Annotated in this window: 14 protein-coding genes and 1 pseudogene; 13 read left to right on the forward strand and 2 right to left on the reverse strand. The window is 73.1% G+C overall.

Features of this window, described 5'->3' with window-relative positions:
- Position 1: 1 nt before the first annotated feature.
- On the reverse strand, positions 2-1,369 hold the full coding sequence (locus ACFZDL_RS18155; protein WP_353588545.1) for a helix-turn-helix transcriptional regulator: 1,368 nt from the start codon (positions 1,367-1,369) through the stop codon (positions 2-4).
- 355 nt (positions 1,370-1,724) lie between these two features.
- On the opposite strand from ACFZDL_RS18155, the gene ACFZDL_RS18160 reads away from it, so the two are divergent.
- The 11 genes and pseudogenes from ACFZDL_RS18160 to ACFZDL_RS18210 all read left to right on the forward strand — a co-directional run bounded on the left by ACFZDL_RS18160 (position 1,725) and on the right by ACFZDL_RS18210 (position 13,842).
- Positions 1,725-1,982, forward strand: coding sequence for a hypothetical protein (locus ACFZDL_RS18160; protein ID WP_353588543.1), 258 nt, complete (start codon positions 1,725-1,727; stop codon positions 1,980-1,982).
- Positions 1,983-1,994: 12 nt separating this feature from the next.
- The gene (locus ACFZDL_RS18165) at positions 1,995-2,153 is read left to right on the forward strand and encodes a hypothetical protein (RefSeq protein WP_353588541.1); all 159 of its coding nucleotides are present in this window, start codon (positions 1,995-1,997) and stop codon (positions 2,151-2,153) included.
- A 636-nt stretch (positions 2,154-2,789) separates the two neighbouring features.
- Positions 2,790-3,080, forward strand: a complete 291-nt coding sequence (locus tag ACFZDL_RS18170; RefSeq protein ID WP_353588539.1) for a hypothetical protein — start codon at positions 2,790-2,792, stop codon at positions 3,078-3,080.
- 159 nt (positions 3,081-3,239) lie between these two features.
- Positions 3,240-4,040: pseudogene (locus ACFZDL_RS18175) on the forward strand (TIGR03084 family metal-binding protein); the annotation flags it as partial.
- Between the two features lie 194 nt (positions 4,041-4,234).
- Positions 4,235-5,935 carry an acyclic terpene utilization AtuA family protein gene (locus ACFZDL_RS18180; RefSeq protein WP_353588535.1) on the forward strand — a complete coding sequence of 567 codons (1,701 nt, stop codon included), beginning with the start codon at positions 4,235-4,237 and terminating at the stop codon, positions 5,933-5,935.
- Complete coding sequence (locus tag ACFZDL_RS18185; protein ID WP_353588533.1) at positions 5,932-7,530, forward strand: carboxyl transferase domain-containing protein; 1,599 nt, start codon at positions 5,932-5,934, stop codon at positions 7,528-7,530. The genes ACFZDL_RS18180 and ACFZDL_RS18185 overlap by 4 nt, the downstream gene beginning before the upstream one ends.
- 17 nt (positions 7,531-7,547) lie before the next feature.
- Positions 7,548-9,500: a biotin carboxylase N-terminal domain-containing protein gene (locus ACFZDL_RS18190; protein WP_353588531.1), complete on the forward strand. Its 1,953-nt coding sequence runs from the start codon at positions 7,548-7,550 to the stop codon at positions 9,498-9,500.
- A 59-nt stretch (positions 9,501-9,559) separates the two neighbouring features.
- Entirely contained in the window at positions 9,560-10,711 is a 1,152-nt protein-coding gene (locus ACFZDL_RS18195; protein WP_353588529.1) for an acyl-CoA dehydrogenase family protein, read from the forward strand.
- A gap of 82 nt (positions 10,712-10,793) precedes the next feature.
- Positions 10,794-12,380: a 4-coumarate--CoA ligase family protein gene (locus tag ACFZDL_RS18200; protein WP_353588527.1), complete on the forward strand. Its 1,587-nt coding sequence runs from the start codon at positions 10,794-10,796 to the stop codon at positions 12,378-12,380.
- A complete protein-coding gene (locus ACFZDL_RS18205; protein WP_353588525.1) occupies positions 12,377-13,195 on the forward strand; it encodes an enoyl-CoA hydratase family protein in 819 nt (272 codons plus the stop codon). Before ACFZDL_RS18200 ends, ACFZDL_RS18205 begins: the two co-directional genes overlap by 4 nt.
- Complete coding sequence (locus ACFZDL_RS18210) at positions 13,192-13,842, forward strand: TetR/AcrR family transcriptional regulator (protein ID WP_353588523.1); 651 nt, start codon at positions 13,192-13,194, stop codon at positions 13,840-13,842. The genes ACFZDL_RS18205 and ACFZDL_RS18210 overlap by 4 nt, the downstream gene beginning before the upstream one ends.
- A gap of 13 nt (positions 13,843-13,855) precedes the next feature.
- Here ACFZDL_RS18210 and ACFZDL_RS18215 read toward each other — a convergent pair whose 3' ends face one another.
- Positions 13,856-14,956 carry a citrate synthase 2 gene (locus ACFZDL_RS18215; protein ID WP_353588521.1) on the reverse strand — a complete coding sequence of 367 codons (1,101 nt, stop codon included), beginning with the start codon at positions 14,954-14,956 and terminating at the stop codon, positions 13,856-13,858.
- A gap of 286 nt (positions 14,957-15,242) precedes the next feature.
- On the opposite strand from ACFZDL_RS18215, the gene pdxH reads away from it, so the two are divergent.
- Together pdxH and ACFZDL_RS18225 are read left to right on the forward strand one after the other, a co-directional pair.
- Positions 15,243-15,941, forward strand: coding sequence for a pyridoxamine 5'-phosphate oxidase (pdxH, locus tag ACFZDL_RS18220; RefSeq protein ID WP_353588519.1), 699 nt, complete (start codon positions 15,243-15,245; stop codon positions 15,939-15,941).
- 418 nt (positions 15,942-16,359) lie between these two features.
- Positions 16,360-17,874 (forward strand): PAS domain-containing protein, encoded by a 1,515-nt coding sequence (locus ACFZDL_RS18225; RefSeq protein ID WP_391191505.1) that lies wholly within the window; start codon positions 16,360-16,362, stop codon positions 17,872-17,874.
- Positions 17,875-17,896 lie beyond the last annotated feature (22 nt).

A 17,896-nucleotide genomic window follows, 5' to 3' on the forward strand; every position in this document is an offset into this window, starting at 1 on the left:
TTCAGGCCGCCAATCCGGCCAGCTCGGTGTCCAACGCTGCCACGTGAGGGCTTGAGGAGTATGGCTTCAGTGATGCCCGGAAGGCTTTCACTGACGCGATGCTGCGCCCTGAGTAGGACTTCTGTGCGAGCTGTGCAGCCTGGCCGACAAGGGCACACGCGTAGTCCAGCTGCCCGAATTGGAGCTGCGTGGTGGCGGATCGCACGAGGTAGATAGTGCGGTCTCGTACGTAGGATGGATCTTGGTCGGCCAGAGCGGTGGACAACAATTCTTCAGCCGTGCGGGGCTGTCGCAGGTCGACGAAGCAGGCGCCGGCCTGCGCCTCCAGTTCGGCCCGGTCGAAGTAGTAGACCCATGCCGGGTCGTCACCGCTGCTGGCGTCCGCCAGTTGCAGCATTTGTTCGGCCTGGAGCAGTGCTCGGTTGCATGCCCCAGCGTCGTCAGCTCGTGCGTGTGCACGTGCCTGACGGCTGGCGATCAGAGCTCGGACCCGTGGCGGTGCGGACTGGGCATGCTCCTGGGCGGTGTCGGCGAGGGCGACCCCATCTCGCGGTTCCCCGTACAGCGCCTGCTGGAAGGACAGCCCAGCCAAAACGTTGGCCCCCTGGGCCCGGTCGTCGGCCTGGTGGGCGGCGTGCAGCGCCCCCAGGTAATACCGCTGAGCGGCTGAATGGTGGCCGATGTCGAAAGCGACCCAGCCGGCGAGCTGTCCGAGCTCGGCCGCCACACGGTACAGGCGCCGTTCCAGGCTTTCGGAGTAGGTCGAGCAGTCGATCAGCTCGGTAACCATGCTCAGGTCCGCGCTGACCAAGCGCAATAGATTTCGGCCGCTGAGCCGGTCGTCCATCCTGCGTAGTCCGGGGATGCGTTCCTCGGCCCACGCCACGGTTTCCTCGTCCAGCCGTCCGCCTTTCAGGGCGCCGACGACTCGTTCGGGTTCGTGATTGGCCCAACCCGCCGCTGCGGCGGTCAGGGCGGTGCCACCGACGGTCAGGAATCCTCGGCGGTCAAGCAAAGCGTCCTCCACGGCGTACAGGGCCTGCAGGCATCCTTCTATGGTCCACGGGTAATCACTGGAGATGGCTTCTCCTGCGGGGAGCCATCGAGGCCATGGCAACAGCTGGACCCGCTCGTAGGGAATATCGAGCACATGGGCAAGGGCTCGCTGAGCGTCCGCCTCGGGGGTGACTCCCCGGTTTTCCCACCGCCATGCCTTTTTCCGGCAGCCGTCAGCCAGGGGTACTCCCAGCTTGCGCGCGGATGTGGCGATGACGTCGACGAGGTCTTGCTGACTCCATCCGCGCTGAATCCGTAGGTACGTCAGCGGATGCTTGATCAAGTTGCATTCCGGGACTGCTGGTTGGGTCATACGGATCCCCTCGCTCGCTGGTATTGACTCTAGAACGACGCTGGATCCGCGGCTGGTGGCTCAAATCGCCTGGTGCCCGCGTGAGCTGGGTGTTCACGTATGTGTCTATCCAGGAGCCCACAAGGAGCCCACAGCACAGAGATGCTTCGGCGCATCACGCTGTGCTCGACTAGAGACCTCCCGGAGAACGCGATGGTCGGGTCAGGACCGCGTTCCTGGGCTCCGTAGAAGTACGTCCGGTACTCACCCGGGCGAGTCAGACACCAGACCACTTGCCACATGCAAGACCCCCGCGACGCGACTTGGAGGGAGCGTCCGGGGGCGGTGGCCATCAACCCCTTGGAAGGTTGACGACATGGCAAAGGCTATCGCCTGGATCTTCGAAGCGCTGCTACGGCTGGTGTTACCACCGTCCGGCCGCCACCGCGCCACTGACACTGCCACCGGCCGTCCGACCGGGTGGCACCAGCACGCGCCCACATGCGAGTGGCAGCAGCGGCTGGAGCGTGCCGAGTATCGGCTTGCGCGGCAGCGGCGGCGGGCGCTGCGGCTGGCCGTGCACGGCGTCGATGTCGGGCCGCGCCTGATCCACGGCGTGAAGGTGGCGGCGTAGATGGATTCCCCGATGACGCACCCGCCGGAGCAGGGACAGGACGACGGACCGCAGGGACAGGGCGGGCAGCAGAAGGGCAGCGACGACCGCCCGACCCTTGAGGAACTGTGGCAGCAGTCCGCCGCCCTCGGCGAACAGATCGCCCAGCATCTGGGGCGGGGGTCGACGTGAACCACGCATCGGACAGCAGGTGCGATGCGCCAAGCCCTTGGGGAACGGACACGTTCGCCGTCAAGATGGGCATGGATACGGACGCCGCTGACCCGTACGCGGGCACCCCGTACGAAGGTTCCCCCGAAGGGTGGTGGACGCGGTACGGCGGGGCGCTGGACCTGCGCTCCGGCATCGTGTTCATCCCACTGGGGGCCGACCTGCCGCCGTGCCCGTTCCCGTGCGCCCGATGCCGTGCCAAGGGGAAGCGGTGAGCGGCGGGGACTGGACCAAGGTCCTGCCCAGTCTTGCGGTCGGCATGGTGGTCTACGACCGGCGTTACGAAATGCCCGGGACGATCACCGACTTCGACGGGCCCCTGGTGTGCCTCACCCGTCCTACGGGCCTCGAATGGCGGTCGCACTGTGCCTCTGTGCGCCCGGCTACCCCATACGAACGGCGGCAGCTACGGGCCATCGCCCGCCTTCACGCCCAGCGCCAACGAGGCATCGCCCCCGCATAAACGCCGCCACTCGCGCCACCGGCGCCCGAGTTTGCGGTGAGTATCGGACGGCGACACGCCGACGTCACGGCGTGTCTCTGTCTCATACTCACTGCAAAGTCGCCGGGAGCGCTTCGCCAGATCGGTGATCAACCATGGCAGATGGACCCTGGCACGCCGAATGGGCGTTCATCAGTAGGTCCGGCGTCAGCACGGGAGCAGTCGACCGTGCGCGCTATTTCGACATCCGCACAGCCGTATTGAGGGCCGCCGACGACTCGCTGCGAGATCTGTCCCACGGAGGAGCCGCCGGGCGAGACGAGCCCTGGAAACTTCTCGTCGGAGCCCTGTACTCCGAAGCGATGCTGTCCGCCGACGAAACCAGCGCATGGCACTACGAGAGCCCGGACGGCTGGGCGAACGTCACCGTCCGTTTCACGCCGTAGCCATCGCTGTCGCAGCGTAAGGCGGGGAGTGAAGGGGTTTTCGCGCATCAGCGCGGCTAGTCCGCTGAATCATGCAAGCGCGCTTGATTGTTTCTTGGCGTACTGCCACGCTCCCTTCCCGGGACGCACGACAGGGACCCCACACGACGGGAGCGCAGCGTGTCCGATACGGACGTCGTGCTCGGCGATCTGCTCGCCGAGGGCGAGGAGTTGGACGGCCTGGTGGCCGGGCTCGCGGAGGAGGCGTGGGCCACGCCGACGCCCGCCGAGGGCTGGACGATCGCGCATCAGATCGCCCATCTCGCCTGGACCGACGAGCGGGCCGCGCAGGCGGCCACGGACCCGGCCGGGTTCGCGGCCGAGGTGCGGAAGGCCGCCGCCTCGCCGGACACGTTCGTGGACGAGGCCGCCGAGGTCGGCGCGGCGCAGCCGCCCGCTGAGCTGCTGCGGCGCTGGCGGGAGGGGCGGGAGCGGCTGCGGCGGGTGCTGGCCGGGCAGCCGGCCGGGACGCGGCTGCCGTGGTACGGGCCGTCGATGAGCGTGGCGTCCATGGCCACCGCCCGGCTGATGGAGACCTGGGCCCACGGGCAGGACGTCGCCGACGCGCTGGGCGTGCGCCGCGCGCCCACCGCCCGGCTGCGGCATGTGGCGCGGATCGGCGTGCGGGCGCGGGGCTTCGCGTACGCGGTGCGGGGTCTTGAGCCGCCCGCCGAGGAGTTCCGGGTCGAACTGCGCGCCCCGGGCGGGGAGCTGTGGACGTACGGACCCGAGGACGCGCCCCAGCGGGTCACCGGGCCCGCGCTGGACTTCTGCCTGCTGGTCACCCAGCGCGCGCATCGTGCGGATGTGGCGGTGCGGGCCGAGGGGCCGGACGCGGACCGGTGGCTGGACATCGCCCAAGCCTTCGCGGGCCCCCCGGGCCAGGGGCGGCCCCCCGGCGGCGGCTCCGGCGTGGCGCCCGAGGACGACGGCGCCCCGGGCCCGGGCCCCGGCGACGGCCGGGGCGTCCCCGAGACCGGCACCGAAGCCGACGCCGGGGTCGCCTCCGAAGGTGGCGCGCGTGGCGCGGCCGGGGGCCCCGGCGGGCGGCCGTCCGTCGGCGGCGACGGGGTGGCGCCCGAAGGTGCCGTGGCGCGCGGCACCTGGGGCCCCGCATGACCCCGTCGCCCCCACCCCTCCGCATCGGCAACTGCTCCGGCTTCTACGGCGACCGCTTCGACGCCATGCGCGAGATGCTGACCGACGGCCCCCTCGACGTGCTGACCGGCGACTACCTCGCCGAGCTGACCATGCTCATCCTCGGCCGGGAGCGCCAGAAGGACCCGGCGCGCGGCTACGCCGCCACCTTCCTCCGCCAGCTCGACGACACCCTCGCCCTCGCCCTGGAGCGCGGTGTGCGGATCGTCAGCAATGCGGGCGGGCTCAACCCGGCCGGGCTCGCCGACGCGATACGCGACGCCGCCGGCCGGCAGGGCCTGGCCCCCCGCGTCGCCCACGTCACCGGCGACGACCTCCGCACCACCCACGACTGGCCGAGCCACACCCTCACCGCCAACGCCTACCTCGGCGGCGCCGGAATCACCGCGGCCCTCCGCTCCGGCGCCGATGTCGTCGTCACCGGGCGGGTGACCGACGCCGCGCTGGTCACCGGGCCCGCCGCCGCGCACTTCGGGTGGCGGGCGGACGACTGGGACGCGCTGGCCGGGGCGGTGGTGGCCGGGCACATCCTGGAGTGCGGCGCCCAGGCCACCGGCGGCAACTACGCCTTCTTCACCGAGCACGACATACGCCGCCCCGGCTTCCCGCTGGCCGAGATCCACCCCGACGGCTCGTGCGTGATCACCAAACACCCGGGCACCGGCGGCGCGGTGACCGTCGGCACCGTCACCGCCCAGCTCCTGTACGAGACGGCGGGCGCCCGCTACGCCGGGCCGGACGTCACCGCCCGGCTGGATACCGTGCGGCTCACGCAGGACGGCCCGGACCGGGTGCGGGTCCACGGCGTGAAGGGCGAGCCGCCCCCGCCGTCGCTCAAGGTGGGCCTCACCCGCCTCGGCGGCTGGCGCAACGAGGTCGTCTTCGTGCTCACCGGCCTCGACATCCCCGCCAAAGCCGCCCTCGTACGCGACCAGATGGAGGCGGCCATGACCAAACGCCGCCCCGCCGAGGTGCGCTGGACCCTCGCCCGCACCGACCACCCCGACGCCGACACCCAAGAGACCGCATCCGCCCTCCTCCGCCTCACCGTCCGCGACCCGGACCCGGAGAAGACCGGACGCGCGGTCAGTGGCGCAGCCGTCGAGCTGGCGCTGGCCGGATACCCCGGCTTCCATGTCACGGCCCCGCCCGGCAAGGGCTCCCCGTACGGCGTGTTCGAGGCCGCGTACGTCCCCGCCGCCGACGTCCCGCACACCGCCGTGCTCCCCGACGGCACCAGCACCCCCATCGCCCCACCCCTCACCACCGCCCCCCTCGCCCCCGTCCCCGAGCCGCCGCTGCCGCCCCCGCTCCCGCCCGGCCGCCCCACCCGCCGCGCCCCGCTCGGCCTGGTCGCCGGGGCCCGCAGCGGGGACAAGGGCGGGGCCGCGAACGTCGGCGTGTGGGCCCGTACCGACGACGCCTGGCGCTGGCTGGCCCACGCCCTCACCGCCGACCGCTTCCGCGCGCTGCTCCCGGAGACGGCCGCCCTCCCCGTCACCCGCCACGCGCTCCCCGCCCTGCGCGCCCTCAACTTCGAAGTCGACGGCCTGCTCGGCGAGGGCGTCGCCGCCCAGGCCCGGTTCGATCCGCAGGCCAAGGCGGTCGGTGAGTGGCTGCGCTCGCGTCACCTCGACATACCGGAGGATCTTCTGTGACCCGGCTCGCCTCCGCCCTCGACCCCCACGGCGCCGACTACACGGCACACCGCGAGGCGATGCTCACCAAGCTCGCCGAGCTCAAGACCGAGCACGCGAAAGCCCTCGCCGGGGGTGGCGAGAAGTACGTCGCCCGTCACCGCAAGCGCGGCAAGCTCCTCGCCCGCGAGCGCATCGAGTTGCTGCTCGACCCCGACACGCCCTTCCTCGAACTCTCCCCGCTGGCCGCCTGGGGCAGCGACTACCCCGTCGGCGCCTCCGTCGTCACCGGCATCGGCGTCATCGAGGGCGTCGAGTGCCTGATCAGCGCCAACGACCCGACCGTACGCGGCGGGGCCAGCAACCCCTGGACCCTGAAGAAGTCCCTGCGCGCCCACGAGATAGCCCGCGCCAACCGCCTGCCGGTCATCAGCCTCGTCGAGTCCGGGGGCGCCGATCTCCCCAGCCAGAAGGAGATCTTCATCCCCGGCGGCGCCATGTTCCGCGATCTGACCCGGCTGTCCGCCGCCGGAATCCCCACCGTCGCCGTCGTCTTCGGCAACTCCACGGCCGGAGGCGCGTACATCCCCGGGATGTCCGACCACGTGATCATGGTCAAGGAGCGGTCCAAGGTCTTTCTCGGCGGGCCGCCCCTGGTCAAGATGGCCACCGGCGAGGAGAGCGACGACGAATCACTCGGCGGCGCCGAGATGCACGCCCGCACCTCCGGCCTCGCCGACTACTTCGCCCTCGACGAGCCCGACGCCATCCGCCAGGCCCGTCGCGTCGTCGCCCGCCTCAACTGGCGCAAGGCGCACCCCGACCCGGGCCCCGCCGAGCCCCCGGTCCACGACCCCGACGAACTCCTGGGCATCGTCCCCGGCGACCTCAAGGTTCCCTTCGACCCCCGTGAGGTCATCGCCCGCATCGTCGACGCCTCGGACTTCGACGAGTTCAAGCCGCGCTACGGCCCCAGCCTCGCCACCGGCTGGGCCACCCTCCACGGCTATCCCGTCGGCATCCTCGCCAACGCCCAGGGCGTGCTGTTCTCCGCCGAGTCCCAGAAGGCCGCCCAGTTCATCCAGCTCGCCAACCAGCGCGACATCCCGCTCCTGTTCCTCCACAACACCACCGGCTACATGGTGGGCCGCGAGTACGAGCAGGGCGGGATCATCAAACACGGCGCGATGATGATCAACGCGGTCTCCAACTCCCGCGTCCCCCACCTCTCCGTCCTCATCGGCGCCTCCTACGGCGCCGGTCACTACGGCATGTGCGGCCGCGCCTACGACCCCCGCTTCCTCTTCGCCTGGCCCAGCGCCAAGTCGGCCGTCATGGGCCCCCAGCAGCTCGCCGGCGTCCTGTCGATCGTCGCCCGCCAGTCGGCGGCCGCCAAGGGGCAGCCGTACGACGAGGACGGCGACGCCGCCCTGCGCGCCATGGTGGAGCGGCAGATCGAGTCCGAATCGCTGCCCCTGTTCCTGTCCGGGCGGCTGTACGACGACGGCGTCATCGACCCCCGCGACACCCGCACCGTCCTCGGCCTGTGCCTCTCCGCGATCCACACCGCCCCCGTCGAGGGCGCGCGCGGCGGCTTCGGCGTCTTCCGGATGTGAGGAAACCCGTGATACCCGTGATCCGATCCCTCCTCGTCGCCAACCGCGCGGAAATCGCCCGCCGGATCTTCCGCACCTGCCGCGAACTCGGCATCGCCACCGTCGCCGTCCACTCCGACCCCGACGCCGCCGCGCCCCACGTACGCGAGGCCGACGCGGCCGTACGGCTCCCCGGCGCCGCGCCCGCCGACACCTATCTGCGCGCCGACCTCATCGTCGAAGCGGCCCTCGCGGCCGGCGCCGACGCCGTCCACCCCGGCTACGGCTTCCTCTCCGAGAACGCCGACTTCGCGCGCGCCGTCACCGGCGCGGGCCTCACATGGATCGGGCCGCCGCCCGAGGCGATCGAGGCCATGGCCTCCAAGACCCGCGCCAAGGACCTCATGCGCAGCGCCGGCGTCCCTCTCCTCGCCCCTGTCGACCCCGACCGCGCCACGCCCGAGGACCTCCCCCTCCTGGTCAAGGCGGCGGCGGGCGGCGGCGGGCGCGGTATGCGCGTGGTCCGCGACCTCGCGGGCCTGGCGGCCGAGCTGACCTCCGCCCGCGCGGAGGCGCTGTCCGCCTTCGGCGACGCGGAGGTCTTCCTGGAGCCGTACGTCGAGGGCGCCCGCCATGTCGAGGTGCAGATCCTCGCCGACGCGCACGGCGAGGTGTGGGCGCTGGGCACCCGCGACTGCTCCCTCCAGCGCCGCCACCAGAAGGTCATCGAGGAGGCCCCGGCGCCCCGGCTCCCTGACGTGCTGCGCCGCGCCCTCGACGAGGCGGCGGCCGGCGCGGCGCGCGCGATCGGGTACCGGGGCGCGGGGACGGTCGAGTTCCTGGTGGGGCGGGACGGGCGGCCGTACTTCCTGGAGATGAACACCCGGCTGCAGGTGGAGCACCCGGTGACGGAGTGCGTGTACGGGGTCGACCTGGTGGCGCTGCAACTGCGCGTCGCCGAAGGCGAACCCCTGCCCGCCCAGCCGCCCCGGCCCCACGGCCACGCGGTGGAGGCCCGGCTGTACGCGGAGGACCCGGCGCGGGGCTGGCGCCCGGGGACGGGCACGATGCACCGGCTGGGCGTGGCCCAGGGCCCGGGGCTGCGCGTCGACTCGGGGCTCGCCGACGGCGACGAGGTCACCGTGCACTACGACCCGATGCTCGCCAAGGTCATCGCCTGGGCCCCCACCCGGGCCGAGGCCGTACGCCGCCTCGCACACGCCCTGGAGCGGGCCCGGCTGCACGGGCCGGTCACCAACCGCGACCTGCTCGTACGCGCCCTGCGCCACCCCGAGTTCCAGGACGCCCGCATGGACACGGGCTTCCTCGAACGGCATCTCGACGAACTCAGCCTGACCACCGCCACCGACGAGACGACGGCCCCCCTCGCCGCCCTCGCCGCCGCCCTGGCCGACGCGGCACGGCGGCCCGCGACCACGCACACCACCGTGGCCGGGCGGCTCGGCGGCTGGCGCAACGTACCGTCGCAGCCGCAGCTCAAGACCTACCGGTCGGAGCCAGACGGCGCCGAGTACGAGGTCCGCTACCGGCTGACCCGCGACGGCCTCATGGCCGACGCCCACCCGGACACCCGGCTGATCGACGCCGGCCCCCAGCAGGTGGTGCTGGAAGTCGACGGCGTACGCCGCCGGTTCGACGTCGCCGTCCACGGCCAGGAGGTCTACGTCGACTCGCCGCTGGGCGCCCACGCCTTCACCGCCCTGCCCCGCTTCCCCGACCCCACCGCCCGTACGGAACCGGGCTCGCTGCTGGCCCCGATGCCGGGCACGGTCGTCCGCGTCGCCCAGGTGACGGTCGGCGACCGGGTCGAGGCCGGACAGCCGATCCTGTGGCTGGAGGCCATGAAGATGGAACACCGGGTCACGGCGCCCGCCGCCGGTGTGCTCTCCGCGCTGCACGCCACCCCGGGCCGCCAGGTCGAGGTCGGGGCGGTCCTGGCGGTGGTGGCGGAGGAGGCGGACGGGACATGAGGGGCCCCGCCCCGTACAGCGCACCGCAACCACACGCCCGCACCCGGGAGGAGCCGCACATGAAACCCGACACCAGCCCGCTCATAGACGGCCCGGAACGCGCCGCCCTGCGCTCCGCCGTAGCGGCCTTCGCCAAGCGCCACAGCAGCGAGCAGACAACCCCCGACACCCTCTGGGCCGAGGCCGGCAAGCTCGGATATCTCGGCGTGAACCTGCCCGAGAAGTACGGCGGCGGAGGCGGCGGCATCGCCGAGCTGTCCATCGTGCTCGAGGAGCTGGGCGCGGCCGGCTGCCCGCTGCTGATGCTCGTCGTCTCGCCCGCGATCTGCGGCACGGTGATCGCCCGCTTCGGCACCGAGGAGCAGAAGCGCGCCTGGCTGCCGGGCCTGGCGGACGGCAGCAGGACGATGGCGTTCGGCATCACGGAGCCCGACGCCGGGTCGAACTCGCACCGCATCACGACCACGGCCCGCCGCGTCCCCGGCGGCGGCTGGGTGCTGACCGGCCGGAAGGTGTTCATCTCGGGGGTGGACATCGCGGACGCGACGCTGATCGTCGGCCGTACGGAGGACGCGCGGACGGGCAGGCTCAAGCCGTGTCTGTTCATCGTGGAGCGCGGGGCGCCCGGCTTCTCGTACCACCACATCCCGATGGAGCTCGCGGCGGCGGAGAAGCAGTTCGAGGTGGTGCTCGACGAGGTGCCGCTGCCCGACGGGGCGCTGGTGGGGGACGAGGACGCGGGGCTGCTGCAGCTGTTCGCGGGGCTCAACCCGGAGCGGATCATGACGGCGGCGTTCGCGCTGGGGATGGGCCGGCACGCGCTGGCGAAGGCCGTGGAGTACGCGCGCGTCCGCCAGGTGTGGAAGGAGCCGATCGGCGCGCACCAGGCCATAGCGCATCCGCTCGCGCAGGCCCATATCGAACTGGAGCTGGCGCGGTTGATGATGGCCAAGGCGGCCCACCTCTACGACGCGGGCGATGACGCGGGCGCGGGGGAGGCGGCGAACATGGCGAAGTACGCGGCGGCGGAGGCGGCGGTGAAGGCGGTGGACCAGGCGGTGCACACGCTGGGCGGAAACGGCCTGACGGCGGAGTACGGGCTGGCGAAGCTGGTCACGGCCGCGCGGGTGGCGAGGATCGCGCCGGTCAGCCGGGAGATGATCCTCAACTTCGTCTCGCACCAGACGCTCGGGCTGCCCAAGTCGTACTGACCTGCTGACCTGCTGACCTGCTGACCTACTGACCTACTGACGTAGTGACGCTGACGGACCAGGACCTACGGAGGGACCCGCGATGGCGTGGCGCAGTGAGTACCCCGATGTCCCGCCCCTCGACCTGCCCATCCACGAGGCCGTACTGGGCCGGGCGAGCGACGGGTTCGGCGATCTGCCCGCCCTGGTCGACGGGGTGGCCGGCACGGCGCTGAGCTACGCGGAGCTGGACCGCGCCACACGGCGGTTCGCGGCGGCGCTCGCGGAGGCGGGGGTGCGCCAGGGGGATGTGGTGGCGCTGCACAGCCCCAACTCGGTGCTGTACCCGGTCGTGCTCTACGGCGTGACGCGCGCGGGAGCGGCGGTGACCACGGTGCATCCGCTGGCGACGGCGGACGAGTTCGCGGCGCAGCTGCGCGATGCGAAGGCGGAGTGGATCGTCACCACCTCGGCGCTGCTGGGCGTGGCCCGGCGCGCCGGGGAGCGGGCGGGCGGGGTGCGCGAGGTGTTTGTCTGCGACGCGGCACAGGGGCACAGATCGGTCGGGGAGATGCTGGAGTGCACGGCGCCCGAGCCGGTGGTGGAGATCGACCCGGGCGAGGACATCGCGGTGCTGCCGTACTCGTCGGGGACGACGGGGACCCCCAAGGGCGTGATGCTGACGCATCGCAACCTGGCCACGAATCTGGCGCAGCTGCATCCGGTGGTGCCGATGGGCCCCGGGGAGCGCGTCCTGGCGGTGCTGCCGTTCTTCCACATCTACGGTCTGACGGCGCTGGTGAACGCGCCGCTGCGGGAGGGCGCGACGGTGATCGTGCTGCCGCGCTTCGACGTGGAGAGGTTCCTCGCGGCGATCGAGGAGCACCGGGCGACCGCGCTGTACGTGGCGCCGCCGATCGTGCTGGCGCTCGCCAAACACCCGGCGGTCACCGGCTACGACCTGTCGTCGCTGCGCTATGTGATGAGCGCGGCGGCGCCGCTGGACGCCGAGCTGGCCCGGGCGTGCGCGCGGCGGCTGGGGACCCCGCCGCTGCTGCAGGCGTTCGGGATGACGGAGCTGTCGCCGGGCTGCCACATGGTGCCGCGCGCCGCGCGGGACGTACCGCCGGGCACGGTCGGCAAGCTGCTGCCGAGCACCGAGATGCGCGTCGTGGAGACGGCGGGGGAGCGGCGGGACCTGGGGGTCGGGGAGGACGGCGAGATCCTGATCCGGGGGCCGCAGGTGATGAAGGGGTATCTGGGCCGGGCGGCGGAGTCGGAGGCGATGGTCGACGCGGAGGGCTGGCTGCGCACCGGCGACGTCGGGCATGTGGACGCCGACGGCTGGCTGTATGTGGTGGACCGGGTCAAGGAACTGATCAAGTACAAGGGGTACCAGGTGGCCCCCGCCGAGCTGGAGGCCGTGCTGCTCACCCATGAGGCGATCGTGGACGCGGCGGTGGTCGGGGTCCACGACGCGGACGGCAACGAGATCCCCAAGGCGTATGTGGTGCTCAGGCCCGGGGCCGAGCTGTCGGCGGACGAAGTGATCGATTACGTTGCCGGGCGGGTGGCCCCGTACAAGAAGGTGCGCCGTGTGGAGTTCACGGACGCCGTGCCGCGCGCGGCCACCGGCAAGATCCTCAGGCGTGAGCTGCGCGCCAGGGAAGGGAGTACGACGGCCCCATGACGGACGCGCCACCACCTCTCGTACGGCGCGCGTACGCGCGCGGCATCACCACCCTGACCCTCGACTCACCGCACAACCGCAACGCGCTCTCCGCGCGGCTGGTCGCCGAGCTGGGCGACGCGCTGGCGGCGGCCGGGCGGGACGCGGCCACGCGGGCGGTGCTGCTGACCCACACCGGCACCACGTTCTGCGCGGGCGCGGACCTGAGCGAGCCGCCCACGCGGTCGGGGGCGCTGGGCCTGGTCGCGCTGTTGCGGTCGATCGTGGAGCTGCCGAAGCCGGTGGTGGCCCGGGTGACCGGGCATGTCCGGGCGGGCGGTCTGGGGCTGCTGGGCGCGTGCGACATCGTGGCGGCGGGCGGGGGCGCGAGTTTCGCCTTCACCGAGGCCCGGCTGGGGCTCGCGCCCGCGATGATCTCCATACCGCTGCTGCCCCGGCTGGACCCGCGCGCGGCGGCCCGCTACTACCTGACCGGGGAGCGGTTCGACGCGGCCGAGGCGGCGCGGATCGGCCTGGTGACCATGGGTGCCCCGGCGGGTGCCCCGGCGGGAGAGGTGGACGAGCTGCTGGCGCCGGTCCTCGACGGGCTGCGGCGCGGGTCCCCGCAGGGGCTCGCCGAGTCCAAGCGGCTGGTCACGGCGGAGGTGCTGGCCGCCTTCGCCCGGGACACGGACCGGCTGGCAAAGCGGTCCGCGGCGCTGTTCGCCTCGGCCGAGGCCCGCGAGGGCATGACGGCCTTCCTGGAGCGACGGGATCCGGCGTGGGTGTCGGAGCCGGCGTGGGTGTCGGAGCCGGCGGGCGGGGAGGCGCGGTGACCCCGCCGCGCACCGCGCTGCGCGACCCCAAGCAGGACCGCAGCCGCGCGACCCGCCGGCGGCTGCTGGAGGCCGCCGTGGCCTGTCTGGCCGAGCACGGCTGGACCCGGTCCACGGTGGCGGTGGTGGCCGAACGGGCCGGGGTGTCGCGGGGCGCGGCCCAACACCACTTCCCGACCCGCGAGGACCTGTTCACGGCCGCGGTGGAGCACGTCGCCACGGAGCGCTCGGCCGCCCTGCGCGCCCTGCACGCGCGCGAGCGCGAGCGGGAGCGCGGCGGGGAGGGCGGCGGCCCGACCCGGGTCGCGGACGTGGGCGGCGTGCTCGGGGTACTGGTCGACCTGTACACCGGCCCGCTGTTCCGGGCCGCGCTCCAGCTGTGGGTGGTGGCCTCCTACGAGGAGCAGCTGGGCGCGCGCGTGGCCGCCCTGGAGACGCGGATCGGCCGGGAGACCCACCGGATGGCGGTGGAGCTGCTGGGCGCCGACGAGAGCGTGCCGGGCGTACGGGAGTCCGTCCAGGGCTTCCTGGACATGGCCCGCGGCCTGGGCCTGGCCAACATCCTCAGCGACGACCGCGCCCGCCGCGACCGGGTGGTGGCGCAGTGGGCGCGGATTCTCGACGACGTGCTGCGCGCGCCGGGCTGAGACAGCCGGCCGCTCAGCCGGAGGTGTTCCCGAAGCCCTCGATGTCGTGCGGGCTGCGCGGGCCGGGGCCGGTGTAGCGGGCGGAGGGGCGTACGAGGCGGCCGGTGCGCTTCTGCTCCAGGATGTGCGCGCTCCACCCGGCGGTGCGGGCGCAGGTGAACATAGAGGTGAACATGTGCGCCGGGACCTCCGCGAAGTCCAGGACGATCGCCGCCCAGAACTCGACGTTGGTGGCCAGCACCCGGTCCGGCCGCCGGTTGTGCAGCTCGTCCAGGGCCGCCCGCTCCAGCGCCTCGGCGACCTCGAAGCGCGGCGCGCCCAGCTCCCTGGCGGTGCGCCGCAGCACGCGGGCGCGCGGGTCCTCGGCGCGGTAGACGCGGTGCCCGAAGCCCATCAGCCGCTCACCGCGGTCCAGGGCCTGCTTGACGTACGCGGTGGCGTCGCCGGTGCGCTCGATCTCTTCGATCATGTGGAGCACGCGCGAGGGCGCGCCGCCGTGCAGCGGACCCGACATGGCGCCGACCGCCCCGGAGAGCGCGGCGGCGACGTCGGCGCCGGTGGAGGCGATGACGCGGGCGGTGAAGGTCGAGGCGTTCATGCCGTGCTCGGCGGCCGAGGTCCAGTACGCGTCGACGGCGGCGATGTGCTTGGGGTCGGGCTCGCCGCGCCAGCGCCGCATGAAGCGCTCCACGACGGTCTCCGCCTTGTCGATCTCCCGCTGCGGGACCATCGGCAGACCCTGGCCGCGGGCCGACTGGGCGACGTACGACAGCGCCATCACGGCGGCGCGCGCCAGGTCCTCGCGGGCTTGGCGCTCGTCGATGTCCAGGAGCGGTTTGAGGCCCCAGACGGGCGCGAGCATGGCCAGCGCGGACTGCACATCGACGCGGATGTCGCCGGAGTGGACCGGGATGGGGAACGGCTCGGCCGCGGGCAGACCGGGGTTGAACGCGCCGTCGACCAGCAGACCCCACACGTTCCCGAAGGAGACATGGCCCACCAGGTCCTCGATGTCCACGCCTCGGTAGCGGAGCGCGCCGCCCGCCTTGTCGGGTTCGGCGATCTCCGTCTCGAACGCGATGACTCCCTCGAGTCCGGGTACGAAGTCGGACATCAGGCGGCTCCTCGTGATGTGGTCGACGGTGGACGAGCGGCGGGCTCCTGGTGCCGGGACGGCTCCACGGCCGCGCGCGCGGCTTGCGGTCCGTACCGGTCACCCCGGTGATGCCCCGTGCGGGCCGGTGTGATCCGGCCGCGCCGGGCGCGTGGTCAGCCACGTTCTGGTGTCCCCACAGTGTGGTGTCTGAAGTACCCTCGGGGAAGCGTGAGAAGCGGCACACCCTCCTCCAGGATCGCCCGTTCGGGGCAGTACCCGAGGCGCGGCGTTGATGTTGCAAGATATGCGCGTGCCTCACGTTGACCCGCAGTTCTCGGCGCGTCCGGCCGCGCGCACCTACGACCCGGCCGCCATGCGCGAGCACTACCGCGCCGAGGGGATCGCCGAGCGCGATCTCGCGGCCGACCCGTACGAGCAGTTCACGCGGTGGTTCGAGCAGGCCGTGGCGAGCGGTCTGTTCGAGCCCAACGCGATGGTGGTCTCGACGGCGGACGCCGCCGGGCGGCCCAGCTCCCGCACGGTGCTGATGAAGAGCTTCGATGCGCGCGGGTTCGTCTTCTACACCAACTACACCTCGCGCAAGGGCCGTGAGCTCACCGAGAACCCGTACGTATCGCTGCTCTTCCCCTGGCACCCGATCGCCCGCCAGGTCGTGATCACCGGCACGGCGCGGCGGACCGGCCGGGACGAGACGGCGGCGTACTTCAGGACCCGGCCGCACGGGTCGCAGCTGGGGGCGTGGGCAAGCGCGCAGTCCTCGGTGGTGGGCTCGCGGGACGAGCTGGACCGGGCCTACGGGGAGCTGGCGGACCGCTATCCGCCGGGGGAGCAGGTGCCGGTGCCGCCGGAGTGGGGCGGCTTCCGGGTGGTGCCGGACGCGGTGGAGTTCTGGCAGGGGCGGGAGAACCGGCTGCACGACCGGCTGCGCTACGTCCCGGGGCCGGGCGGCGAGGGCTGGCGGATCGAGCGCCTGAGCCCGTAGCGGACGGTGGCGGGACGGAAACGGGGGAGAAAACGCAGACGACCCGTGGGTCTTTCCCCTGCGCCGTCAGGCGCGAGGGGGCCGGTCGGACGTACCGGCGACCCACGGGTCGGGTGACTGCTTGGGATTGGCCGGCCGCGCACATCTTTCGTGCGCCTGTCCGGCGAATGCGCTGAGCGCGACGACGGACTGCTAGCCCGCAGCCACCTCACGCGTCCGGATTTGATACATCTGCCGAACCACCTCCCTTCTCGTGTGCTCCACACCCTAAGAACCGCTCCGCCGCGCCACAAGTGAATTTCCGGGACGCAACGATTTAGCGGAATCCGGTGTGGCGCGTGTCACGTTCGAGTTGAATGTCACGGCGTGCACCACCGTGCACGCGGCCGTGGCTGCCAGGTCAACCAGGGGGTGTCCGGTGAGCGCTTCGCGACGTTCCGAGCCCGCACAGCCGGCTCGTGCCGTGCCGTCCGCTCCGGCGCCGCCGCAGGCCGGTGAGGCCGGGCCGCCGGGGGCCACGGCCGATCCGGAGGACGACTCAGGGCTGCTCGCCGCGCTGCTGGACGGCATGGACGCGGCCCTGTGCGCCTTCGACGCCCAGGGCACCGTCACCCACTGGAACCGCGAGGCCGAGCGCATCCTCGGCTGGTCCGCGCGGGAGGCCGTCGGCCGCAAGGGGCTCGCGGGCTGGGCGGTGCGGGCGGCGGACGCGCGCGAGGTGGAGGCGCGGCTGATGGCGGCGATGGACGCCCCGGGGCGCCAGGTGCACGAGTTCGCGCTGCTGACCAAGGACGGCGGCCGGGTCCTGGTGCGCACCCAGTCCTCGGCGGTGCCGCGGGCGGACGGTCGGCCGGGCGGGGTGTACTGCGCGTTCAGCGAGGTGCACACGCAGATCGACCTGGAGCGTTCGATAGCGCTCAGCGAGGCCCTGCTCGACGACGCCTCGTGGAGCGTGGTGCTGGTCGACGCCGATCTGCGCCCCGCGGTCGTCAACAAGAACGCGGCGCGCGCGCTGCGCGCGGGCCGTACGGCGGCGCTGGGGCGCCCGCTGGGGGAACTGCTCGACCAGGGCCTGGAGGAGCTGGAGAGCGCGCTGCAGCACGTCCTGGCCGAGGGCGCGCCCCCGGCGCCCACGGAGCTGTGGGTGAGCCTGCGGGAGAACGGCGAAGGCCTCAGAGGTTTACGCGGCGGCGCGGCCAAAGACGGAGCGGGCGGCGGGGCCGGTGACGGCGGCGCCCCGGCGCGCCGCTGCTGGCGCAGCGGCTTTCTGCGGCTGGCCTCGCCGCTGGCGGAGGAGCCGGTGCCGCTCGGCGTGGCGTGGATCTTCCAGGACGTGACGGAGTCCAAGCGCCACGAGATGGACGGTTCGCGGCTGCGCTTCCGCGGCAATCAGCTGCACCGGGCGGCGCGCGCGGCGGCCGAGTGCGAGGACCCGGCCGAGGCGGCCACCGTCCACCTGGACTTCGCGCTCGCGGGCTTCGCCGACCACGCCCTGATCGACCTGGTCCTGGACGCCCCGCCGGCTGACAGGATCGGCGGCCCCGGCCAGGACCGGGTCCGCCTGGTGCGGGCGGCGGCGACCCCGAGCGGCGCCCCGGGCCCCTGCCCGGCGATCGTCGCGGGAGGCATTCCGCTGGCCTATACGGAGAGCCATCCGGCGCTCCAGGCGGTCGAGCGCTGCGGGTCGGTGCGGGTCAGCGCGAGCCGCGCGCAGGAGGCGGCCGCCGCCGGGTGGGCGGCGGCCCGCAAGTGGCCCGACGGCACGGTCCACGGCCTGTGCACGGCGCTCCGCAGCCGCGGCCGCACCCTCGGCGTGGTCACCTTTCTGCGCGCCTCGGGCCGCCGCCCCTTCGACCGGGCGGACGCCGCGTACGCCGAGGACGTCTCCGCCCGCGTCGCGGCCGCCCTCGATCTCGCGCGGCAGCTGGGGTAGCCCGGCGTCCCGGCGTTGTCCC

Origin of the sequence: Streptomyces sp. NPDC007917 (genome assembly GCF_042959105.1) — a bacterium.
In the GTDB taxonomy this organism is placed as follows: Bacteria; Actinomycetota; Actinomycetes; order Streptomycetales; family Streptomycetaceae; genus Streptomyces.